Origin of the sequence: Citrobacter sp. RHBSTW-01044 (assembly GCF_013781945.1) — a bacterium.
GTDB lineage: Bacteria > Pseudomonadota > Gammaproteobacteria > Enterobacterales > Enterobacteriaceae > Citrobacter > Citrobacter braakii.
The window spans coordinates 4161800-4183975 of record NZ_CP056180.1 but is presented as its reverse complement, the minus strand read 5'-3'; the positions used below and the strand labels follow the sequence as shown (position 1 = coordinate 4183975).

The following is a 22176-nucleotide window of genomic DNA, read 5'->3' as shown; positions in this document are numbered from 1 at the left end:
CTGAAGATGGCAACTCCACATATTAATGCAGAAATGGGTGATTTCGCTGACGTCGTATTGATGCCGGGCGACCCGCTGCGCGCAAAGCATATTGCTGAAACTTTCCTCGAAGATGTTCGTGAAGTGAACAACGTTCGCGGCATGTTAGGTTTCACCGGTACTTACAAAGGCCGTAAGATCTCCGTTATGGGTCACGGGATGGGTATCCCGTCCTGCTCTATCTACACCAAAGAGCTGATCACCGATTTTGGCGTGAAGAAAATCATTCGCGTAGGCTCCTGCGGCGCTGTGCGTATGGACGTTAAACTGCGTGACGTGGTTATCGGTATGGGCGCCTGCACCGACTCCAAAGTAAACCGTATCCGTTTTAAAGATCATGACTTCGCAGCTATCGCTGACTTCGACATGGTGCGTAATGCAGTTGATGCGGCAAAAGCACTGGGCGTAGACGCGCGCGTGGGCAACCTGTTCTCCGCTGACCTGTTCTACTCTCCGGACGGCGAAATGTTCGACGTAATGGAAAAATACGGCGTGCTGGGCGTGGAAATGGAAGCGGCGGGTATCTACGGCGTTGCGGCTGAGTTTGGTGCGAAAGCGCTGACCATCTGCACCGTGTCCGACCATATTCGTACTCACGAGCAGACCACTGCCGCTGAACGTCAGACGACCTTCAACGACATGATCAAAATCGCACTGGAATCCGTTCTGCTGGGCGATAAAGAGTAAGTGTTGTGATGCCCGGTAGCGCTGCGCTTACCGGGCTACAATCGATGTATGCCGGACCGCCATCCGGCATTTTCAGGCCAGCGTTTAGCTCACTGCACTGGCAATCCACGCTGACAGCTCGCGTAACTCTTTTTCCTGCCCTGGGAAATCAACCAGCAGCGCTTCGCACTCCTGTTGCAGCATATCCGCACGGTACAAACACCCCTGCAGACGACCCGCCAGCGCTTCTAACGGCGCGGGATTGAGGCTGTCGGTAAAGACCTGCGTACGGGTGATATGACCTTTTTCCACGTCGAAATGCAGCTCAACGCCGCCCCAGGTGAAACGCTCGTCCAGAAGGTGCGAGAACGCAGGCGCCTGACCAAAATTCCACTCCCAACTGCTCTGACGGGCAAAGGTTTCGGCAAAGTTCGGCAGATCCGGGGTTTTGTCCGGCGAGATAATTTCCGCTTCGACACGTTCGCCGTAGTGGGCAAAAAAGGCTTCCGTGATGGCCTGACAGACCTGTTGATGGGTGATGCCCGGCAACAGCTCCGTTAGATTCGCTACGCGTGAGCGAACCGAGGTGATGCCTTTGGCGGCGAGTTTCTTTTTATCCGGATTGAGATAGTTTGCCAGGCGGCTGAGATCGGCGTTCAACAACAGCGTGCCGTGGTGGAATCCGCGGTCTTTCGTTTCCCGATAAGCAGAGCCGGAAATTTTGCGATCGCCGTCTGGCGTTTTCACGACCAGATCGTTACGCCCGGAGGCGTCGGCGTCTACGCCCAGCGCGTTCAGGGCATGGAGGACAATAGCGGTAGAGATGGTTTTGTCGTACTCCGGTTTACCGGCCATAAAGGTAAAGCAGGTATTGCCTAAGTCATGGAACACCGCGCCGCCGCCGCTGCTGCGACGGGCGAGCCGCACGTTGTCTTCTTCCATACGGCGGGTATTACACTCTTTCCACGGGTTTTGCGCCCGGCCAATCACCACCGTATCGGCGTTACGCCACAAGAACAGGACGCGCTGCGTGGCGGGCATCTGGCGAAAAATGCACTCTTCGACCGCGAGGTTAAACCACGGATCGTAAGAGTCTGAGATAAGCAGGCGTAGTGTCGTCATGGTCGATTTCCTTTCTGTTATTACTCTTTCTTCTCGTTGTCTTCTTCCTGTACCGGTTTGTTGGCGGTCAGCAGGAAAGGGGATTGCTGCCAGCGGGTGCGCTTGCCTTGCAATAAGGTACGGGTGAGCACCACGCCAATTGCCAGTGACAGAAGCAGCATTAGGCGTAAGATGTTGGTGGTGTTATCCACCTGCTTGGCTTCGGTGGCGAGCGTGTGGGTATCCAGCGTCAGGCGTAGATAGCCCAGCGGACCATTTCTTCCCTGAATGGGCTCGACAATCTGCTGGTTAAAATAGCCCCCGGCTTTTTTGCCGTCCAACGCCAGTCGGTCTCGAACGTTGACGCTCTCACCGGTGCGTGTAATCAGGTCTCCCTTTTCATCGTAGACGCCCGCATCCAGAATACGGCTACTTTCCGTGAGCTGCGAGAGTACCGCTTTAATGCGCTTTTCATCCGGCGTTTCGGTACGCATCAGCGGGGCGACGTTCAAGGAGACCTGGCGAGCCAGCGTGCGCGCCAGCTCTTCGAGCTGCGGATTACGCTGCTGTTGGTGGCTTTGACTAAACCAGGACGCGCCCTGCATCAGGGCAACGAGCAGCGCAAGGCAGGACAATACAATCACTGCACGATGAAGTCGGAATTTCAGTTTTGTGCGAGCCATATTCCACCTGCTGAAAATTTGAGACTTAATGTTGCCAGAAGCGCTGGTTACAGGGTAGCCTCATGCGTTATTTTCCCCTGATGATTCCGACCCGAACGATTTTACAGGAGCTTTAATGCCTAACATTACCTGGTGCGATCTACCTGAAGATGTTTCTCTGTGGCCAGGTCTGCCTCTCTCTTTAAGCGGTGATGAAGTCATGCCGCTGGATTACCACGCGGGCCGCAGTGGCTGGCTGCTGTACGGTCGTGGGCTGGATAAACAACGGTTAACGCAATACCAGAGCAAACTGGGTGCGGCGATGGTGATCGTGGCGGCGTGGTGCGTTGAGGATTATCAGGTGATTCGTCTGGCGGGCTCGTTAACGCCGCGTGCGGCAAAACTGGCGCATGATGCCAAACTGGATGTTGCGCCACTGGGTAAAATTCCGCATTTGCGCACGCCGGGTTTGCTGGTGATGGACATGGATTCAACGGCTATCCAGATCGAGTGTATCGATGAAATTGCCAAACTGGCGGGAACCGGCGAAATGGTAGCCGAAGTTACCGAACGCGCGATGCGCGGCGAGCTGGACTTTACCGCCAGCTTGCGCAGCCGCGTGGCGACGTTGAAGGGCGCTGATGCCAATATTTTGCACCAGGTGCGCGAAACGCTACCACTGATGCCTGGCCTGACTCAGCTGGTGTTAAAACTGGAAACGCTCGGCTGGAAAGTGGCAATTGCCTCCGGCGGTTTTACCTTCTTTGCCGATTATCTGCGTAACAAACTACGTCTGACGGCGGCTGTGGCAAACGAGCTGGAGATCATAGACGGTAAATTCACCGGCAACGTGATCGGCGATATCGTCGATGCCCAGTACAAAGCCAACACCCTGACTCGCCTGGCGCAGGAGTATGAGATCCCGATGGCGCAGACGGTGGCGATCGGCGATGGCGCCAACGATCTGCCGATGATCAAAACGGCTGGACTGGGTATAGCGTATCATGCCAAACCCAAAGTGAATGAAAAGACGGAGATTACGATCCGTCACGCTGACCTGATGGGCGTGTTCTGCATTCTCTCTGGCAGCATGAACCAGAAATGATTTAATTGCCTGATGGCAAAGTGACCGTAGGCCGGATAAGCGCCCACGCTGTCCGGTAAACGCGCTAACGAAAGAGGTAAAACGTGGCCAAAGCTCCAAAACGCGCCTTTGTTTGTAACGAATGCGGGGCCGATTACCCGCGCTGGCAAGGACAATGCAGCGCCTGTCAGGCCTGGAACACCATTACCGAGGTACGCCTTGCAGCGTCACCAACGGTGGCGCGTAACGAGCGGCTCAGCGGCTATGCCGGAAATGCGGACATCGCAAAAGTGCAGAAGCTGTCTGATATCAGCCTTGAAGAGTTGCCGCGTTTTTCCACCGGATTTAAAGAGTTTGACCGCGTGCTGGGCGGCGGTGTGGTGCCCGGCAGCGCCATCCTGATTGGCGGCAACCCCGGCGCAGGGAAATCAACGCTGCTGCTGCAAACGCTGTGCAAGCTCGCTGAGCAGATGAAAACCCTGTACGTCACCGGCGAAGAGTCTTTGCAACAGGTGGCGATGCGCGCGCATCGACTCGGTCTGCCGACGGCGAATCTGAACATGCTGTCGGAAACCAGTATCGAACAAATTTGCCTGATTGCCGAAGAAGAACAGCCGAGGCTGATGGTTATCGACTCCATTCAGGTGATGCACATGGCGGACATTCAGTCTTCGCCGGGCAGCGTGGCACAGGTACGCGAAACCGCGGCTTACCTGACCCGCTTTGCCAAAACGCGCGGCGTGGCGATTGTCATGGTCGGCCACGTCACCAAAGACGGCTCGCTGGCCGGTCCAAAGGTGCTGGAGCACTGTATTGACTGCTCGGTTCTGCTCGACGGCGACGCCGATTCTCGTTTTCGTACTCTGCGTAGCCATAAAAATCGCTTTGGCGCGGTGAATGAGTTGGGCGTCTTTGCCATGACCGAACAGGGGCTGCGTGAAGTTAGCAACCCTTCCGCTATCTTCTTAAGCCGTGGCGATGAAGTCACCTCCGGCAGTTCGGTGATGGTGGTCTGGGAAGGCACGCGCCCGTTGCTGGTGGAGATTCAGGCGCTGGTCGACCATTCGATGATGGCGAATCCGCGTCGTGTGGCGGTCGGTCTGGAGCAGAACCGTCTGGCGATTCTGCTGGCCGTGCTGCATCGTCACGGCGGCTTGCAGATGGCGGATCAGGACGTGTTCGTCAACGTGGTCGGCGGTGTGAAGGTTACCGAAACCAGCGCCGATCTGGCACTGCTACTGGCAATGGTTTCCAGCCTGCGCGACCGACCGCTGCCGCAGGACTTAGTGGTCTTTGGCGAAGTGGGACTGGCGGGCGAAATCCGTCCGGTACCCAGCGGCCAGGAGCGTATTTCCGAAGCGGCGAAGCACGGCTTTCGTCGGGCGATTGTTCCTGCCGCCAACGTGCCGAAAAAAGTGCCGGAAGGGATGCAGGTCTTTGGCGTTAAGAAGCTTACGGATGCTTTAAGCGTGTTTGACGACCTATAATAAAATACCCGTCGTCTTTCCGGCGGTATTGGGTATTACGTTTATTTTTACAGCAGGAGGCTCTTGTGTCATTTGATTATCTGAAAACCGCCATTAAGCAAAAGGGCTGTACCCTGCAACAGGTGGCAGATGCCAGTGGCATGACCAAGGGATATTTAAGCCAACTGCTGAATGCCAAAATTAAAAGCCCCAGCGCGCAAAAGCTGGAGGCGTTGCACCGGTTTCTCGGGCTGGAGTTTCCGCGCCAGCAGAAGAATATCGGTGTGGTATTCGGTAAGTTTTATCCGCTGCATACCGGCCATATCTATCTTATCCAGCGCGCGTGTAGTCAGGTTGATGAACTGCATATCATCATGGGGTATGACGACACGCGCGATCGCAGCCTGTTTGAAGACAGCGCTATGTCGCAACAGCCCACGGTGCCCGATCGTCTACGCTGGCTGCTGCAAACCTTTAAGTATCAGAAAAATATCCGTATTCACGCCTTCAACGAAGAGGGTATGGAGCCGTATCCACACGGTTGGGATGTGTGGAGCAACGGGATCAAAACGTTTATGCAGGAGAAAGGGATCCAGCCTAACTGGATTTACACCTCTGAAGAGTCAGATGCCCCGCAGTATCTGGAACATCTGGGGATCGAAACCGTGCTGGTGGATCCCAAACGGACGTTTATGAACATCAGCGGCGGGCAAATCCGTGAGAACCCGTTTCGCTACTGGGAGTATATTCCTACAGAAGTGAAGCCGTTTTTCGTGCGCACCGTGGCGATCCTCGGCGGAGAGTCGAGCGGAAAATCGACGCTGGTGAACAAGCTCGCCAATATCTTTAACACTACCAGTGCGTGGGAATATGGGCGTGATTACGTCTTCTCCCATTTGGGCGGTGATGAGATGGCGTTGCAGTATTCCGACTACGATAAAATCGCCCTGGGACAAGCCCAATACATTGATTTTGCTGTCAAGTATGCCAATAAAGTGGCGTTTATCGACACCGATTTCGTTACCACTCAGGCCTTCTGCAAAAAGTATGAAGGGCGTGAACACCCGTTTGTGCAGGCCCTGATTGACGAGTATCGCTTTGACCTGGTGATCCTGCTGGAGAATAACACTCCATGGGTGGCGGATGGCTTACGCAGTCTCGGCAGTTCGGTTGACAGAAAAGCGTTTCAGTCGCTGCTGGTCGAGATGCTGCAGGAAAACAATATCAATTTTGTGCACGTTCAGGAGCCCGACTATGACGGTCGATTTTTGCGCTGCGTGGAGTTGGTGAAAGAGTTGATGGGCGAGCAGAGATAGCGTAAATGCCGGATGGCGTTGCGCTTATCCGGCCTACAAGTCGCACTAACCTCGTAGGCCGGATGAGGCGTAACGCCGCCATCCGGCGCTTAACGGTAATTACTTAGAAATACGCTTGTACTTAATACGCTTCGGCTCCAGCGCATCTGCGCCCAGCGTGCGTTTCTTGTACTCTTCGTATTCGGTAAAGTTACCTTCGAAGAACTCAACCTTACCTTCATCCTGGTAATCTAGGATGTGGGTCGCGATACGGTCGAGGAACCAACGGTCGTGCGAGATGACCATCGCGCAGCCCGGGAACTCCAGCAGGGCGTTTTCCAGCGCGCGCAGGGTTTCGATATCCAGGTCGTTGGTTGGTTCATCAAGCAGCAGCATGTTGCCGCCAACCTGCAGCAGCTTCGCCAGGTGCAGACGACCGCGCTCACCGCCGGAGAGTTCGCCTACGCGTTTACCCTGATCAACACCTTTAAAGTTGAAGCGGCCTACGTAGGCGCGGCTTGGCATCTCGGTGTTGCCGATCTTCATGATATCCAGCCCGCCGGAAACTTCTTCCCACACGGTTTTGCTGTTGTCCATGGCGTCACGGAACTGGTCAACGGAAGCTAGCTTGACGGTTTCACCCAGCGTGATGGTGCCGCTGTCTGGCTGTTCCTGACCGGACATCATACGGAACAGGGTAGATTTACCCGCGCCGTTCGGACCGATGATGCCGACGATGGCGCCTTTCGGTACGGAGAAGCTCAGGTCGTCAATCAGAACGCGATCGCCGTAGGATTTACGCAGATTGGTGACTTCAACGACTTTATCACCCAGACGTGCTCCTGGTGGGATAAACAGTTCGTTGGTTTCGTTACGCTTCTGGTATTCGGTGTTGTTCAGCTCTTCAAAGCGTGCCAGACGGGCTTTACCCTTAGACTGACGGCCTTTAGCGCCCTGACGCACCCACTCCAGCTCTTTCTCAATGGATTTACGGCGAGCCGCTTCCTGAGACGCTTCCTGCGCCAGACGCTGATCTTTCTGCTCCAGCCAGGAGGAGTAGTTGCCTTCCCATGGAATACCTTCGCCGCGGTCAAGCTCCAGAATCCAGCCCGCAACGTTGTCGAGGAAGTAACGGTCGTGGGTAATCGCCACCACGGTGCCTTCGAAGTCGTGCAGGAAGCGTTCCAGCCACGCAACGGATTCGGCGTCCAGGTGGTTAGTCGGTTCGTCGAGCAGCAGCATGTCTGGTTTTTCCAGCAGCAGGCGGCACAGCGCGACGCGGCGGCGTTCACCACCGGAGAGATTCTCAATTTTAGCGTCCCAGTCCGGCAGACGCAGGGCGTCAGCGGCACGCTCAAGCTGCACGTTCAGGTTATGACCGTCGTGCGCCTGAATGATCTCTTCAAACTTGCCCTGTTGCGCAGCGAGTTTATCGAAGTCGGCGTCCGGCTCGGCGTACTTTGCGTACACTTCATCCAGACCTTTCAGCGCGTTAACCACTTCGGCAACCGCTTCTTCCACGGATTCACGAACGGTATGTTCCGGGTTCAGTTTTGGTTCCTGCGGCAGGTAACCGATTTTAATTCCAGGCTGTGGGCGAGCTTCACCTTCGATATCGGTATCAATGCCGGCCATGATGCGCAGCAGGGTCGATTTACCCGCGCCGTTCAGACCAAGTACACCGATTTTGGCGCCAGGGAAGAAGCTCAGTGAGATGTTTTTAAGAATATGACGTTTCGGCGGAACGACTTTGCCGACACGATGCATGGTATAAACAAATTGGGCCACGTTGGACTCGCCTCTTTATTTATCCCGTCATACTTCAAGCTGCAGATGCGTTGGCTGTGAGTTACTCGGCTCATCCATGAGCCTCGCCCTTGCGGGCCGCTGCTCCGCAGCGTTCAAATCTGTTCCTGACAGATTTGTCGTTCCCCCCAGTCACGCACTATGTACGCTCAGGGGATTTACTCCCTCGCCGCCTTGCTGCAACTTGAATTATTTAGGGCTAATTATTGGTAAATAGTTATCAAAGGCGAAGTGTAGCCTTTTTCATTGCCCAATCCCAGCCAGCAGATCTCACTCGCAACAAAAGTAAAAAAGTGTCCGTGACGTGGCGCATTCTGCAATGTCTGGTTAGCATGAACTAATTAAGCGGCATGATGCTGCACAGACGTAACATGAGAAGAGGAAGAGCTTGTGGACAAAGCCAATCAATTTACCTGGCGCCTGCTGGCGGCCAGCGTATGTCTGCTGACGGTCAGTCAAGTGGCGCGAGCCGATTCCCTGGATGAGCAGCGCAGTCGCTATGCGCAAATTAAACAGGCCTGGGATAACCGACAGATGGATGTCGTAGAGCAGATGATGCCCGGCCTGAAGAATTATCCTCTGTATCCTTATCTGGAATATCGTCAGATTACTGACGATCTGATGAATCAGCCTACCATTACCGTTACCAATTTTGTGCGCGCCAACCCGACGCTGCCCCCCGCGCGTACTCTGCAATCACGTTTCGTGAATGAACTGGCGCGACGGGAGGACTGGCGTGGACTACTGGCGTTCAGCCCAGAAAAACCGGGTACCACGGAAGCGCAATGCAACTATTACTTTGCGAAATGGAGCACCGGGCAAACCGAAGAGGCCTGGCAGGGCGCGAAAGAACTGTGGTTGAGCGGGAAAAGCCAGCCGAACGCCTGTGACAAATTATTCGGCGTATGGCGCGCCTCAGGAACTCAGGATCCGCTGGCGTATCTGGAGCGTATTCGTCTGGCGATGAAAGCAGGGAATACCGGTCTGGTCACGGCGTTAGCTGGGCAAATGCCCGCGCAATACCAAACTATCGCTTCGGCGATCATCGCGCTGGCCAACGATCCGAATTCGGTGATGACCTTTGCACGCACCACTGGCGCGACGGATTTCACCCGACAGATGGCGGCGGTGGCTTTTTCCAGCGTGGCGCGTCAGGATGCGGAAAACGCCCGCCTGATGATCCCGTCTCTGGCGCAGGCGCAACAGCTGAATGACGAGCAAACCCAGGAGCTGCGCGACATCGTCGCCTGGCGTCTGATGGGTAATGACGTTACCGATGAGCAGGCCAAATGGCGCGATGACGCCATTATGCGCTCGAATTCCACCTCGCTTGTGGAGCGACGTGTGCGCATGGCGCTGGGAACCGGCGATCGTCGTGGTCTGAATACCTGGCTGGCGCGTCTGCCAATGGAAGCAAAAGAGAAAGATGAGTGGCGTTACTGGCAGGCGGATCTGCTGCTTGAGCGCGGGCGTGAGGCGGAAGCCAAAGAGATCCTGCACCAGCTCATGCAGCAGCGCGGTTTCTATCCGATGGTGGCGGCACAGCGTCTGGGTGAAGAGTACGAGCTGAAAGTGGATAAAGCCCCGGCAAACGTTGACTCTGCGCTGACTCAGGGACCGGAAATGGCACGTGTGCGCGAGCTAATGTACTGGAACCTGGACAATACCGCGCGCAGTGAATGGGCGAATCTGGTCACCAGTCGCACGAAGTCTGAGCAGGCTCAGCTGGCGCGTTACGCGTTCAACAATCACTGGTGGGATCTGAGCGTACAAGCGACGATCGCCGGTAAGCTGTGGGATCATCTGGAAGAGCGTTTCCCACTGGCCTACAAGGATCTGTTTACACGCTACACCAGCGGCAAGGATATTCCGCCAAGCTATGCGATGGCGATAGCGCGTCAGGAAAGCGCCTGGAACCCGAAAGTAAAATCGCCGGTTGGCGCCAGCGGGCTGATGCAGATTATGCCGGGTACGGCGACGCATACGGTGAAAATGTTCTCGATTCCAGGTTACAGCAGCCCGAGCCAACTACTGGATCCTGATACCAACATCAACATTGGTACCAGCTATTTACAGTATGTCTATCAGCAATTCGGTAATAACCGCATTTTCGCGTCGGCGGCCTATAACGCCGGACCGGGGCGCGTTCGCACCTGGCTTGGCAATAGCGCGGGTCGTATCGATGCTGTCGCGTTTGTCGAAAGCATTCCATTCTCTGAGACGCGTGGCTACGTGAAGAACGTGCTGGCTTACGATGCGTACTATCGCTATTTCCTCGGTGACAAACCGGAGTTGATGAGCGACGCAGAATGGCAACGTCGTTACTGATCGTGTCGGTTGTGTTATGCTATCGTACTCGTTAAAGAGTACAAAAGGGGGAAGCAAGCACGCTTCCCCCGCAACGATGGCGATAACTTATGACTCAGCAATCACCCTATTCGGCAGAGATGGCAGAACAGCGTCACCAGGAGTGGTTACGTTTTGTCGATCTGCTTAAACACGCCTATGAACAAGACTTACACCTGCCCCTGCTCAATTTGATGTTAACGCCGGATGAGCGCGAAGCGCTGGGCACGCGCGTGCGTATCATTGAAGAGCTGCTGCGCGGCGAGATGAGTCAGCGCGAGCTTAAAAACGAGCTCGGGGCGGGGATCGCCACCATTACACGGGGGTCGAACAGCCTCAAATCCGCCCCGGTGGATCTGCGTCATTGGCTGGAGCAGGTGCTGCTAAAAAATGCCTGATGGCGCTTCGCTTTCAGGCCTAATTATGTGGCGCGGTTGTGGCCGGATAAGGCGAAGCCGCCATCCGGCACAACGCTATAAATACACTGCGTTATGAAACGGGCTGAGCGCCAGAATCACCGCCTGGTGGTATACGCTTGAGCGCGTCAGCTTGCCCGCGGTAAAGACGCCGATTGCGCCCTCTTTACGGCCAATCTCATCAATACCCGTGTAGTCCGACATCACCGGACCGAGCGCTTCGCCCTGACGGACTCTGTCGAGAATGACAGCTGGCAATGGCAGCGTGGCTGAACGGGCTTCGCCGCGCTGGACGCCATTATCAATCACCACCCAACTGAAGGTCGCATCGTCGTCAATTCCCGCTTCAATAGCGACCCAGAAATCAGCCTGCGGGTGCAGACGGCGCGCATTATCAACGCGATTTCGTGCGCCAGTGCGCGTTTCCTGGTTTCCGAAAGGTTGTTCCGGCACGCCACTCTCGACGGCGACGGGTTCAATATGGCAGGATCCTTCCCCGAAAATCTCTTCAAATGCCCGCAGAATTGCCTGAATTTTGGCAGGATTGGTGGTCGCAGAGATAACCTTGTGCATAATTAAGCTCAGTTTGAAAATTCATCGCATCGCAGTATAACGGAAAAAAAGCATGTTACAGGTATACCTTGTTCGCCATGGCGAAACGCAGTGGAACGCCGAGCGACGTATTCAAGGCCAGTCAGACAGCCCACTGACCGCTAAAGGTGAACAGCAAGCCATGCAGGTGGGCGAACGCGCCCGCACGTTTGGTATTACGCATGTCATCAGTAGCGATTTAGGTCGTACACGACGCACCGCAGAAATCATCGCCCAGGCCTGTGGCTGTGATACCACCTATGACTCACGTTTGCGCGAACTGAATATGGGCGTGCTGGAGCAACGTCATATCGATACGCTGACGTCGGAAGAAGAGGGCTGGCGTCGCCAGTTGGTGAACGGTACGGTGGAGGGGCGTATTCCTGAAGGGGAATCGATGCAGGAACTGAGCGATCGCGTCCACGCGGCGCTGGCATCCTGTCTGGAGTTGCCGCCGGGGAGTCGTCCGCTGCTGGTCAGTCACGGTATTGCACTGGGTTGCCTGGTGAGTACGATTCTGGGGTTACCGGCATGGGCTGAACGTCGCCTGCGTCTGCGCAACTGTTCTATTTCTCGCGTCGATTACCAGGAAAGTTTGTGGCTTGCGCCGGGATGGGTAGTTGAAACGGCAGGGGACATCTCACATCTGGACGCCCCTGCGTTAGACGAACTGCAGCGCTAGCGGCGAATCGGAATCAGGAATTCGCAGCGCAGGTTGATCGGGCGATCTCCCGCTTTGGCATCTTCTGCCGGGTAGTATCGCTCGATATCCTGCCCTTTACGGCGGGTCAGGTTCAGCATTGGCATGCATGTGCCGTAAACCGTCAGGATAAACTCCTGTACACCGGTCCCCAGCCCTTCATAGGTAAACATCACATACTCGCCGCCCTGTAGCAGGATAGGCTGTGCCGACGGCACATAACCATTGGCCTGTTCCGGCGTCAGTGCTGTGGTGTAAAACACTTCCTGCTCGTCATCTTTTTCAATGCTCGGACGCGTTTCGTTCAGCCCGTACAGCACCGGTGGGATCGCAGGAGCCTGGCTAAGGAAGTCGCGCCAGAACTGAATTCGCATTTCATGACGGAAATCTGAAATCTGCTCCAGCGAGCAGGAATAGCTTTGCGTGGTGCCAAGCAGTTGCGTATCTTCCAGCGTGACAAACTCGTGCGCAGGCATGGCAAATTCACCCAGTCGCATAGGCGGGCGAATACCAAACGCGCTCCATTCCGGTGAACGGCGATACAGCGCAGGCGTCTGGGAAAACTGTTTCTTGAACGCGCGGGTAAAGGTTTGTTGAGAGTCAAAGCGATATTGCAGCGCAATATCCAGAATTGGGCGTGCAGTCAGGCGCAGCGCCACTGCGGATTTCGATAAACGACGGGCGCGGATATAGGCGCCAATAGCATGGCCCGTCACGTCCTTAAACATTCTCTGCAGGTGCCACTTGGAATAGCCTGCTTTTGCCGCCACATTGTCAAGCGACAAAGGCTGATCCAGATGACCTTCCAGCCAGATTAATAGGTCGCGAATAATGCCAGCCTGATCCATAAAATATCCTCATCCTTTCAACAACGAGTACCTGACGTCAGGTATGAGGATAATAGCATTTTTTGCTGTTTTAGCATTCAGTGTTTTTTTTGCTCATAAATGCTTTTTTCGATCATTCGAAAGCGTGATTATTGTAATCCTGTGATCTGTATACGTTTTATCTTAGAATGTCGAATAATTACACAGAGTAACTTTTAAAAATGGTAACAATATGAAATATAAGAGCTTAATCATTTCCTCAATTCTGCTGATGTTGGCGCAGGTCGCCCATGCGGAGCAGATTGGATCTGTCGATACGGTGTTCAAAATGTTTGGGCCGGATCATAAAATTGTGGTCGAAGCGTTTGACGATCCAGATGTTACCAACGTGACCTGCTACGTGAGCCGGGCGAAGACCGGCGGCATCAAAGGTGGGCTGGGGCTGGCGGAAGATACCTCCGATGCCGCCATTTCCTGTCAGCAGGTGGGGCCGGTAGAACTGAGCGACAGAATCAAGAACGGCAAAGCGCAGGGCGAAGTGGTATTTAAAAAACGTACCTCGCTGGTGTTTAAATCCTTACAGGTCGTGCGTTTTTACGACGCGAAACGTAATGCCCTGGCCTATCTGGCCTATTCAGATAAAGTGGTCGATGGATCGCCCAAAAATGCCATCAGCGCGGTGCCCATCATGCCGTGGCGGGAATAACAAGGAAGCAAAATGCAACAACCGTTGATCTGGTTGGTTGAGGATGAGCAGGGCATTGCCGATACGCTCATCTACATGCTGCAGCAGGAAGGTTTTAGCGTGGAAGCGTTTGAGCGCGGGTTACCTGCGCTGGAGAAATCTCGCCAGCGTTGTCCTGATGCGATCGTTCTGGATGTCGGACTACCGGATATCAGCGGTTTTGAACTGTGTCGACGCCTGCTGGAGCGGCATCCGGCGTTGCCGATCCTGTTTCTGACCGCGCGTAGCGATGAGGTGGATCGCCTGCTGGGGCTGGAAATTGGCGCGGATGACTATGTTGCCAAGCCTTTCTCACCGCGCGAGGTGTGCGCCCGCGTGCGTACGCTGCTGCGGCGGGTGCAGAAATTCTCTGCTCCTTCATCGACGACGCGCTGCGGCGATTTTGAGCTTAATGAGCTGGCCGCGCAGATTACCTGGTTCGGCAAGCCGTTAAACCTGACGCGCTATGAATTTCTGTTGCTGAAAACGTTGCTGTTGTCGCCGGGGCGCATTTACTCACGCCAGCAGTTGATGGATTTAGTCTGGGCCGATGCACAGGACACCTTTGACAGAACGGTCGATACTCACATCAAAACGCTGCGCGCCAAGCTGCGGGCGATCAACCCTGAGCTTTCCCCCATCAACACGCATCGCGGTATGGGATATAGCCTGAGGAGCGTCTGATGCGCATTGGCATGCGTTTGTTGCTCGGCTATTTTCTGATTGTTGCCGTCGCCGCCTGGTTCGTTTTGTCGATCTTTGTGCAGGAAATTAAACCAGGCGTCCGCCGGGCGACCGAAGGCACTTTGATTGATACCGCCACGCTGCTGGCTGCGCTGGCGCGCGATGACTTGCTCTCTGACTCTCCCGCCAACGGCAAGCTGGCGCAGGCATTTTCGCAACTGCATAACCGCCCATTCAGCGCCAATATCAGCGGCATTAACAAAGTCCGTAATGAATACCATGTCTACATGACGGACGCGCAGGGTAAAGTGTTATTTGATTCCGCAAACCAGGCTGTCGGTCATGACTATTCTCGCTGGAACGACGTGTGGTTAACCCTGCGTGGGCAATATGGCGCCCGCAGTACGCCGCAAAACCCGAACGATCCGGAAAGTTCAGTGATGTACGTGGCCGCGCCGATCGTAGACGGCGGACGTATTATCGGAGTGCTTAGTGTCGGTAAACCGAACGCGGCGATGGCGCCGGTGATTAAACGCAGTGAACGGCGGATGCTGTGGGCCAGCGCCGTATTGCTGGGCATTGCCTTAGTGATTGGCATCGGGATGGTATGGTGGATAAACCGCTCCATCGCCCGGCTGGCGCGCTATGCCGACTCCGTTACCGAGAATCGCCCCGTCCCACTGCCTGATTTAGGCAGCAGCGAGCTACGTAAACTGGCGCAGGCGCTGGAAAGTATGCGACTGAAGCTGGAGGGCAAAAACTACATTGAGCAGTATGTTTATGCGTTAACGCATGAACTGAAAAGTCCGCTGGCGGCCATTCGCGGCGCGGCTGAGATTTTGCGCGAAGGTCCGCCGCCGAACGTGGTTGCGCGCTTTACCGATAATATCCTGACGCAAAATGCGCGCATGCAGGCGCTGGTCGAAACCCTGTTACGCCAGGCGCGGCTGGAGAATCGACAGGACATTACGTTGATGCCAGTGGCGGTAGATGCGCTGTTTGCTCAGCTCAAAGAGGCACGCAGCGTGCAACTGGCGGAAAAAAACATCACGCTTACCATTATGCCTTCATCGCTTAGCGTCGCCGCCGATCCTGCGTTACTGGAGCAGGCATTGGGGAATTTGCTCGACAACGCTATCGACTTCACGCCACAGGACGGGACGATTACGCTGAGCGCGCATCAGCAGGATGAACTGGTCACGTTGCAGATAATCGACAGCGGCAGCGGGATCCCCGACTTCGCGTTGCCGCGTATTTTTGAGCGTTTCTATTCGCTGCCCCGTGAAAATGGGCATAAGAGCAGCGGTTTAGGGCTGGCGTTTGTCAGTGAGGTTGCGCGACTGCACGAGGGGACGGTGACATTGTGCAACCGACCACAAGGCGGCACACAGGCCTCGTTTACGCTTCACGCTCACTTCACATAACTTCAAATTCTCCGCACATAGCTGTTCTACCTTGCTGATATTGCAAAGGAGAACGCTATGTTTAAATCACCCCTGTTTTGGAAAATAGTCACCTTAGGTGGCGCAATACTGCTGCTGTTAATTCCGCTGACGATGGTCAGGCAGATCATCGTGGAGCGATCGGATTACCGCGATGAAGTCGAAGATGCCATCCGACAGAGCACCAGCGGGCCGCAAAAGATGGTAGGACCGTTGATAGCCATTCCGCTAACGGAGCTTTACACCTCACTGGAGGATGGTAAAGAAATCCAGCGTAAGCGTAGCTATATCCATTTCTGGCTGCCGGAGTCGTTGGTAGTTGAGGGGAATCAGAACGTTGAAGCACGTAAAATCGGTATTTATGAGGGCCAGGTCTGGCACAATGATGTTTCGGTGAAGGCTGAGTTTAACGCCGAACGGTTAAGTGATTTAAATCATCCAAATATCAGCATCGGCAAACCGTTTATTGTGGTTGGCGTGGGGGACGCGCGTGGGATTGGCGTGGTAAAAGCGCCGCAGGTCAATGGAACGTCGCTGGCCGTTGAGCCTGGGACGGGGCTGGATGGACGTGCGCAGGGGATCCACATTCCGCTACCCGATGCGAGCTGGGCTGAGCAAAATCTGAGCATGGCGTTGTCGCTTAATTTGAGCGGAACCGGCGATTTCTCCGTCGTTCCGGTTGGGCGTAACAGTGAAATGACCTTAACCAGCAACTGGCCGCATCCCAACTTTCTTGGGGACTTCCTCCCGGCTAAGCGTGAAATTAGCGAATCAGGATTCAAGGCTCAGTGGCAAAGCAGCTGGTTTGCGAACAACCTCGGCGAGCGCTTTAACGACGAAAAGATTGGTTGGCAGGGCATGCCAGCGTTTAGCGTCGCCGTCGCCACGCCTGCAGATCAGTATCAGTTAACGGACAGGGCAACAAAGTATGCCATCCTGCTGATTGTGCTGACCTTTATGTCTTTCTTCGTACTTGAAAGTATGACCAATCTGCGCCTGCACCCGATGCAGTATCTGCTGGTGGGGCTATCGCTGGTAATGTTTTATCTGCTGCTGCTGGCACTGTCGGAACACATTGGTTTTACGGCGGCGTGGATAACGGCAAGTCTGGTGGGGGCGTTGATGAACGGTGTGTATCTGCAGGCGATATTGCAGGGCTGGCGGAACAGTATTTTGTTCACCGTGGCGCTGCTGGGGCTGGATGGTGTGATGTGGGTGCTGCTACGTTCACAGGATAGCTCTTTACTGCTGGGAACCGGTGTGCTGTTGTTCGCGCTGTGTGGGGTAATGTTCCTGACGCGTCATCTTGACTGGCACTCGCTGGCACAGCCAAAAGCAAAGCCAAAATCTCCAGAACTTCCAGAGCTTCAGCCTGCGCAGAGCGACGAATTTCGCTTGTGGAAATAGGGCAGTAGGGGAAATGAAAAACGGCGCATAAAGCGCCGTTTTTATACCAGTGAGGATTGAATTAATCCTGCAGGTCGCCGCAGAAACGGTAGCCTTCACCGTGAATGGTGGCGATGATTTCTGGCGTATCCGGCGTTGATTCGAAATGTTTACGAATGCGGCGGATCGTCACGTCAACGGTACGGTCATGCGGCTTCAGTTCGCGACCGGTCATTTTTTTCAACAGTTCTGCGCGAGATTGGATTTTGCCCGGATTCTCACAGAAGTGAAGCATGGCGCGGAATTCGCTGCGTGGCAGTTTATACTGCTCACCGTCAGGACCAATCAGAGAGCGGCTGTTGATGTCCAGCTCCCAGCCATTGAACTTGTAGCTTTCGACGCTACGGCGTTCTTCGCTGACAGTACCCAGGTTCATGGTACGGGACAGCAGGTTACGAGCACGGATAGTCAGTTCGCGCGGGTTAAACGGCTTGGTGATGTAATCGTCTGCGCCGATTTCGAGGCCGAGAATTTTATCGACTTCGTTATCACGGCCCGTCAGGAACATCAGCGCAACGTTAGCTTGTTCGCGAAGTTCGCGCGCTAACAGCAGGCCATTTTTCCCAGGCAGATTGATATCCATAATCACAAGGTTGATATCATATTCAGAGAGAATCTGATGCATTTCCGCGCCATCTGTCGCTTCGAATACATCATAGCCTTCTGCTTCGAAAATGCTTTTCAACGTGTTGCGTGTTACTAACTCGTCTTCAACGATAAGAATGTGCGGGGTCTGCATGTTTGCTACCTAAATTGCCAACTAAATCGAAACAGGAAGTACAAAAGTCCCTGACCTGCCTGATGCATGCCGTAAATTAACATGATCGGCGTAACATGACTAAAGTACGTAATTGCGTTCTTGATGCACTTTCCATCAACGTCAACAACATCATTAGCTTGGTCGTGGGTAGTTTCCCTCTGGACCCGACAGTGTCAAAAACGGCTGTCATCCTAACCATTTTAACAGCAACATAACAGGCTAAGACATGCCGGACACCCAATAAAACTACGCTTCGTTGACATATATCAAGTTCAATTGTAGCACGTTAACAGTTTGATGAAATCAACGTATCCAAATGTTTGCTTTCATCACAAAATTGCAATATTACAACTAGTTGCACGAGCAAATTAATAAATGTAATGAATCCAACCAGTGCGATCCATTTTAAATTAAATTATCATGGATAAACAGAGGGATATGCAACTTTTGTTAACATAAAAAGCAATAGTACACCCGGGAAATAGTTTAGCATTTTTTAATGGATGCGAAATGCTTTTTCAGTGATTTCTGTTAAAAATATGTAAATTCGCACTGCGTAATATGTTGAAGCACGTCACATTATTCCTTGCAGACTGGCCAAAAAGAGTATCGAAATGCGTTTAACAATTATTCTGGTTGCCCCCGCCAGAGCGGAAAATATTGGTGCGGCTGCCCGCGCTATGAAGACCATGGGGTTCACCCAATTACGCATCGTTGACAGCGAAGCCCACCTGGAACCCGCCACGCGATGGGTCGCGCATGGTTCTGGCGATATTATTGATAATATTAGCGTTTTTTCAACGTTAGCGGAGGCGCTGCACGACGTAGATTTTACCGTCGCGACCACTGCGCGTAGTCGGGCGAAGTTCCATTACTACGCTACGCCGGTCGAACTGGTTCCTCTGCTGCAGGAAAAATCAACGTGGATGGATCATGCCGCGCTGGTTTTTGGTCGTGAAGATTCAGGGCTGACCAACGAAGAATTGGCCCTGGCGGATGTACTCACCGGTGTACCTATGGTGGCTGACTATCCTTCACTCAATTTGGGGCAGGCGGTGATGGTGTATTGCTATCAATTAGCAGGTTTAATACAACAACCCGTCAAAAACATTGAGGTGACGGATGAGCTTCAGCTACAGGCATTGCGCGCGCGCGTTTTGCGTTTATTAGCCACGCTGAATGTTTCTGACGACATCAAGTTGACGGACTGGCTGCAACAGCGAATGGGTCTGTTAGGGCAGCGAGATACGGCAATGTTGCACCGTTTTTTACATGATATAGAAAAAAGCATCACAAAATAAAATATCGAACTGCATTTGTTTTGTGGTGTTTTGCTCTGGATTCAAGTAGGGGTAACATACTGTATTGGTCGAAACTAAAAGGGCAAGCAGTCGCTCGTGAACAAGTTTCGGAATGTGACCAATTTAAAAATTTATTGACTTAGGTCAGCAGATACTTTAACCCTAAAAGAATACAGGACAGATAATAAATAATTACAGAGCACACAACATCATGAAACGCATCAGCATCACCATTACCACAACCATCACCATTACCACAGGTAACGGTGCGGGCTGACGCGTACAGGAAACACAAGAAAAAGCCCGCACCTAAACAGTGCGGGCTTTTTTTTCGACCAAAGGCAATGAGGTAAACCATGCGAGTGTTGAAGTTCGGCGGTACATCAGTGGCAAATGCAGAGCGCTTTCTGCGGGTTGCCGATATTCTGGAAAGCAATGCCAGACAGGGGCAGGTCGCGACCGTTCTTTCTGCCCCCGCAAAAATTACCAACCATCTGGTGGCGATGATTGAGAAGACCATCGGTGGTCAGGATGCTTTAGCCAATATCAGCGACGCCGAACGCATTTTCTCTGAGCTGTTGGTGGGTCTTGCCGCCGCGCAACCGGGTTTCCCGCAGGCTCCGCTCAAAGCCTTTGTTGAACAAGAGTTTGCACAGATTAGGCACGTCCTGCACGGTATCAGCCTGCTGGGTCAGTGCCCGGACAGCATCAATGCCGCGCTTATTTGCCGTGGTGAAAAAATGTCGATCGCCATCATGGCTGGCCTGCTGGAAGCGCGCGGGCACAACGTGACGGTCATCGACCCGGTAGAGAAATTGCTGGCGGTAGGCCATTACCTCGAATCTACCGTTGATATCGCCGAATCTACGCGCCGCATTGCCGCCAGCCGTATTCCTGCGGACCATATGATTCTGATGGCAGGATTTACCGCCGGGAATGAGAAAGGTGAGTTAGTGGTGCTGGGGCGTAATGGCTCTGACTACTCTGCCGCCGTACTGGCCGCCTGTTTGCGCGCCGATTGTTGTGAGATCTGGACCGATGTCGATGGCGTATATACCTGCGATCCGCGCCAGGTACCCGACGCCCGACTGCTGAAGTCGATGTCTTATCAGGAAGCGATGGAGCTTTCTTACTTCGGCGCTAAAGTGCTGCACCCGCGCACCATTACCCCTATTGCCCAGTTCCAGATCCCGTGCCTGATTAAAAATACCGGCAATCCACAAGCGCCCGGCACGCTTATCGGTGCCAGCAGTGATGATGACGATTTGCCGGTAAAAGGGATTTCTAACCTCAATAACATGGCGATGTTTAGCGTCTCCGGCCCTGGGATGAAAGGCATGGTGGGGATGGCGGCGCGAGTTTTTGCCGTGATGTCGCGCGCGGGAATCTCGGTGGTGCTGATCACCCAATCCTCTTCTGAATATAGCATCAGCTTCTGCGTCCCGCAGGGCGACTGCGCGCGTGCGCAACGCGCCATGCAGGATGAATTCTATCTCGAATTGAAAGAAGGCTTGCTGGAGCCGCTGGCGGTGACTGAGCGTCTGGCGATCATCTCGGTCGTTGGCGATGGTATGCGCACGTTGCGTGGCATCTCGGCGAAATTTTTTGCCGCGCTGGCTCGCGCGAACATCAATATCGTGGCAATCGCCCAGGGCTCGTCTGAGCGTTCCATTTCGGTTGTGGTGAACAACGATGACGCGACCACTGGCGTGCGAGTGACCCATCAGATGCTGTTCAACACCGATCAGGTGATTGAAGTATTTGTCATTGGCGTTGGCGGCGTGGGCGGTGCGCTGCTGGAGCAGCTTAAACGTCAGCAAACCTGGCTTAAAAAGAAGCATATCGATCTGCGCGTGTGCGGCGTGGCGAATTCGAAGGCCCTGCTGACCAACGTCCATGGTCTGAATCTCGAAAACTGGCAGTCGGAGTTGGAAAGCGCGAAAGAGCCTTTCAACCTGGGGCGCTTAATTCGTCTGGTGAAAGAATATCATCTGCTCAATCCGGTGATTGTCGACTGTACGTCAAGTCAGGCGGTCGCGGATCAGTATGCGGATTTCCTGCGCGAAGGCTTCCATGTGGTCACGCCGAACAAAAAGGCCAACACGTCGTCGATGGATTACTACCATCAGCTGCGTTTTGCTGCGGCGAAGTCTCGTCGTAAATTCCTGTACGACACCAACGTAGGCGCGGGCTTGCCGGTAATTGAGAACCTGCAAAATCTGCTCAGCGCGGGCGATGAACTGCAACGTTTCTCCGGTATTCTTTCTGGTTCGCTGTCGTTTATTTTCGGCAAGCTGGATGAAGGAATGAGCTTCTCCGCGGCCACCACCATGGCGCGTGAGCTGGGCTATACCGAACCCGATCCGCGTGACGATCTATCCGGTACGGACGTGGCGCGTAAGCTGTTGATCCTGGCCCGTGAAACCGGTCGTGAGCTGGAGCTTTCTGACATTGTTATTGAGCCGGTCCTGCCAAAAGAGTTTGATGATTCCGGTGATGTTTCCGCGTTTATGGCGAAATTGTCGCAGCTGGATGACGCCTTTGCCGCGCGTGTGGCGAAAGCCCGTGATGAGGGGAAAGTATTACGCTATGTTGGCAATATTGAAGAGGATGGCGTCTGTCGCGTGAAAATAGAAGCAGTAGACGGCAACGATCCGCTGTTCAAAGTGAAAAACGGTGAAAACGCGTTGGCGTTTTACAGCCACTATTATCAGCCGCTACCGTTGGTTCTGCGCGGATACGGCGCGGGTAACGACGTGACGGCGGCGGGCGTATTTGCCGACCTGCTACGTACCCTTTCATGGAAGTTAGGAGTCTGAC

General features: G+C 54.0%; 21 protein-coding genes and 1 other annotated feature. Of the genes, 15 read left to right on the top strand and 6 right to left on the bottom strand.

Features of this window, described 5'->3' with window-relative positions; genetic code table 11:
• Positions 1-6 precede the first annotated feature (6 nt).
• Positions 7-726, top strand: coding sequence for a purine-nucleoside phosphorylase (gene deoD / locus HV352_RS20055; protein WP_000224864.1), 720 nt, complete (start codon positions 7-9; stop codon positions 724-726).
• Positions 727-810: 84 nt separating this feature from the next.
• Here deoD and lplA read toward each other — a convergent pair whose 3' ends face one another.
• Both lplA and HV352_RS20045 read right to left on the bottom strand, forming a co-directional pair.
• Positions 811-1827: a lipoate--protein ligase LplA gene (gene lplA / locus HV352_RS20050; RefSeq protein ID WP_181635019.1), complete on the bottom strand. Its 1017-nt coding sequence runs from the start codon at positions 1825-1827 to the stop codon at positions 811-813.
• Positions 1828-1847: 20 nt separating this feature from the next.
• On the bottom strand, positions 1848-2489 hold the full coding sequence (locus HV352_RS20045; RefSeq protein ID WP_016155636.1) for a YtjB family periplasmic protein: 642 nt from the start codon (positions 2487-2489) through the stop codon (positions 1848-1850).
• A gap of 115 nt (positions 2490-2604) precedes the next feature.
• On the opposite strand from HV352_RS20045, the gene serB reads away from it, so the two are divergent.
• The 3 genes from serB to nadR all read left to right on the top strand — a co-directional run bounded on the left by serB (position 2605) and on the right by nadR (position 6334).
• Entirely contained in the window at positions 2605-3573 is a 969-nt protein-coding gene (gene serB / locus HV352_RS20040) for a phosphoserine phosphatase (protein ID WP_047358373.1), read from the top strand.
• Positions 3574-3656: 83 nt separating this feature from the next.
• Positions 3657-5039: a DNA repair protein RadA gene (gene radA / locus HV352_RS20035; protein WP_181635018.1), complete on the top strand. Its 1383-nt coding sequence runs from the start codon at positions 3657-3659 to the stop codon at positions 5037-5039.
• A 65-nt stretch (positions 5040-5104) separates the two neighbouring features.
• Positions 5105-6334, top strand: coding sequence for a multifunctional transcriptional regulator/nicotinamide-nucleotide adenylyltransferase/ribosylnicotinamide kinase NadR (gene nadR, locus HV352_RS20030; RefSeq protein ID WP_016151614.1), 1230 nt, complete (start codon positions 5105-5107; stop codon positions 6332-6334).
• A gap of 99 nt (positions 6335-6433) precedes the next feature.
• Here nadR and ettA read toward each other — a convergent pair whose 3' ends face one another.
• The gene (ettA, locus tag HV352_RS20025; RefSeq protein ID WP_003019019.1) at positions 6434-8101 is read right to left on the bottom strand and encodes an energy-dependent translational throttle protein EttA; all 1668 of its coding nucleotides are present in this window, start codon (positions 8099-8101) and stop codon (positions 6434-6436) included.
• A gap of 408 nt (positions 8102-8509) precedes the next feature.
• On the opposite strand from ettA, the gene sltY reads away from it, so the two are divergent.
• Positions 8510-10447 carry a murein transglycosylase gene (gene sltY, locus HV352_RS20020; protein ID WP_047358370.1) on the top strand — a complete coding sequence of 646 codons (1938 nt, stop codon included), beginning with the start codon at positions 8510-8512 and terminating at the stop codon, positions 10445-10447.
• Between the two features lie 89 nt (positions 10448-10536).
• On the top strand, positions 10537-10863 hold the full coding sequence (gene trpR, locus HV352_RS20015) for a trp operon repressor (protein ID WP_019078321.1): 327 nt from the start codon (positions 10537-10539) through the stop codon (positions 10861-10863).
• Positions 10864-10938: 75 nt separating this feature from the next.
• Here trpR and yjjX read toward each other — a convergent pair whose 3' ends face one another.
• Positions 10939-11454 (bottom strand): inosine/xanthosine triphosphatase, encoded by a 516-nt coding sequence (yjjX, locus tag HV352_RS20010; RefSeq protein WP_016151618.1) that lies wholly within the window; start codon positions 11452-11454, stop codon positions 10939-10941.
• A 52-nt stretch (positions 11455-11506) separates the two neighbouring features.
• Here yjjX and gpmB point away from each other — a divergent pair, with 52 nt between their 5' ends.
• Positions 11507-12154 carry a 2,3-diphosphoglycerate-dependent phosphoglycerate mutase GpmB gene (gene gpmB, locus HV352_RS20005; protein ID WP_181635017.1) on the top strand — a complete coding sequence of 216 codons (648 nt, stop codon included), beginning with the start codon at positions 11507-11509 and terminating at the stop codon, positions 12152-12154.
• Here the strand turns inward: gpmB and robA are convergent.
• Positions 12151-13020, bottom strand: coding sequence for an MDR efflux pump AcrAB transcriptional activator RobA (gene robA / locus HV352_RS20000; RefSeq protein WP_003837295.1), 870 nt, complete (start codon positions 13018-13020; stop codon positions 12151-12153). The genes gpmB and robA overlap by 4 nt on opposite strands.
• Before the next feature lie 211 nt (positions 13021-13231).
• On the opposite strand from robA, the gene creA reads away from it, so the two are divergent.
• From creA to creD, 4 genes are read left to right on the top strand one after another with little or no spacing between them, the layout of a single operon-like run.
• The gene (gene creA / locus HV352_RS19995) at positions 13232-13705 is read left to right on the top strand and encodes a protein CreA (protein WP_016151621.1); all 474 of its coding nucleotides are present in this window, start codon (positions 13232-13234) and stop codon (positions 13703-13705) included.
• Between the two features lie 12 nt (positions 13706-13717).
• Positions 13718-14407 carry a two-component system response regulator CreB gene (gene creB, locus HV352_RS19990; protein WP_047500122.1) on the top strand — a complete coding sequence of 230 codons (690 nt, stop codon included), beginning with the start codon at positions 13718-13720 and terminating at the stop codon, positions 14405-14407.
• Complete coding sequence (creC, locus tag HV352_RS19985; RefSeq protein WP_181635016.1) at positions 14407-15831, top strand: two-component system sensor histidine kinase CreC; 1425 nt, start codon at positions 14407-14409, stop codon at positions 15829-15831. The genes creB and creC overlap by 1 nt, the downstream gene beginning before the upstream one ends.
• Positions 15832-15888: 57 nt before the next feature.
• Positions 15889-17256 carry a cell envelope integrity protein CreD gene (creD, locus tag HV352_RS19980; RefSeq protein ID WP_181635015.1) on the top strand — a complete coding sequence of 456 codons (1368 nt, stop codon included), beginning with the start codon at positions 15889-15891 and terminating at the stop codon, positions 17254-17256.
• A gap of 61 nt (positions 17257-17317) precedes the next feature.
• Here the strand turns inward: creD and arcA are convergent, their stop codons facing one another.
• Positions 17318-18034: a two-component system response regulator ArcA gene (gene arcA / locus HV352_RS19975; protein WP_001194359.1), complete on the bottom strand. Its 717-nt coding sequence runs from the start codon at positions 18032-18034 to the stop codon at positions 17318-17320.
• A 95-nt stretch (positions 18035-18129) separates the two neighbouring features.
• On the opposite strand from arcA, the gene yjjY reads away from it, so the two are divergent.
• The 4 genes from yjjY (at position 18130) to thrA (ending at position 22175) form a co-directional block, all read left to right on the top strand.
• A complete protein-coding gene (gene yjjY, locus HV352_RS19970; protein ID WP_042998021.1) occupies positions 18130-18270 on the top strand; it encodes a protein YjjY in 141 nt (46 codons plus the stop codon).
• Between the two features lie 399 nt (positions 18271-18669).
• The gene (locus HV352_RS19965) at positions 18670-19356 is read left to right on the top strand and encodes a tRNA/rRNA methyltransferase (protein ID WP_016155643.1); all 687 of its coding nucleotides are present in this window, start codon (positions 18670-18672) and stop codon (positions 19354-19356) included.
• 206 nt (positions 19357-19562) lie between these two features.
• Positions 19563-19689 (top strand) — a sequence feature (Thr leader region).
• Positions 19568-19633: a thr operon leader peptide gene (thrL, locus tag HV352_RS19960; protein WP_032337689.1), complete on the top strand. Its 66-nt coding sequence runs from the start codon at positions 19568-19570 to the stop codon at positions 19631-19633. Its footprint overlaps the feature before it by 66 nt.
• Before the next feature lie 23 nt (positions 19690-19712).
• The gene (gene thrA, locus HV352_RS19955) at positions 19713-22175 is read left to right on the top strand and encodes a bifunctional aspartate kinase/homoserine dehydrogenase I (protein WP_181635014.1); all 2463 of its coding nucleotides are present in this window, start codon (positions 19713-19715) and stop codon (positions 22173-22175) included.
• The last annotated feature ends 1 nt before the right edge of the window (position 22176 follow it).

Coding starts and splice junctions, on each gene's coding strand:
- creB (WP_047500122.1), top strand. CDS start 13,718: ATGCAACAACCGTTGATCTGGTTGGTTGAGGATGAGCAGGGCATTGCC.
- HV352_RS20045 (WP_016155636.1), bottom strand. CDS start 2,489: ATGGCTCGCACAAAACTGAAATTCCGACTTCATCGTGCAGTGATTGTA.
- creA (WP_016151621.1), top strand. CDS start 13,232: ATGAAATATAAGAGCTTAATCATTTCCTCAATTCTGCTGATGTTGGCG.
- creD (WP_181635015.1), top strand. CDS start 15,889: ATGTTTAAATCACCCCTGTTTTGGAAAATAGTCACCTTAGGTGGCGCA.
- robA (WP_003837295.1), bottom strand. CDS start 13,020: ATGGATCAGGCTGGCATTATTCGCGACCTATTAATCTGGCTGGAAGGT.
- thrA (WP_181635014.1), top strand. CDS start 19,713: ATGCGAGTGTTGAAGTTCGGCGGTACATCAGTGGCAAATGCAGAGCGC.
- HV352_RS19965 (WP_016155643.1), top strand. CDS start 18,670: ATGCGTTTAACAATTATTCTGGTTGCCCCCGCCAGAGCGGAAAATATT.
- deoD (WP_000224864.1), top strand. CDS start 7: ATGGCAACTCCACATATTAATGCAGAAATGGGTGATTTCGCTGACGTC.
- lplA (WP_181635019.1), bottom strand. CDS start 1,827: ATGACGACACTACGCCTGCTTATCTCAGACTCTTACGATCCGTGGTTT.
- gpmB (WP_181635017.1), top strand. CDS start 11,507: ATGTTACAGGTATACCTTGTTCGCCATGGCGAAACGCAGTGGAACGCC.
- yjjX (WP_016151618.1), bottom strand. CDS start 11,454: ATGCACAAGGTTATCTCTGCGACCACCAATCCTGCCAAAATTCAGGCA.
- trpR (WP_019078321.1), top strand. CDS start 10,537: ATGACTCAGCAATCACCCTATTCGGCAGAGATGGCAGAACAGCGTCAC.
- creC (WP_181635016.1), top strand. CDS start 14,407: ATGCGCATTGGCATGCGTTTGTTGCTCGGCTATTTTCTGATTGTTGCC.
- arcA (WP_001194359.1), bottom strand. CDS start 18,034: ATGCAGACCCCGCACATTCTTATCGTTGAAGACGAGTTAGTAACACGC.
- serB (WP_047358373.1), top strand. CDS start 2,605: ATGCCTAACATTACCTGGTGCGATCTACCTGAAGATGTTTCTCTGTGG.
- yjjY (WP_042998021.1), top strand. CDS start 18,130: ATGACTAAAGTACGTAATTGCGTTCTTGATGCACTTTCCATCAACGTC.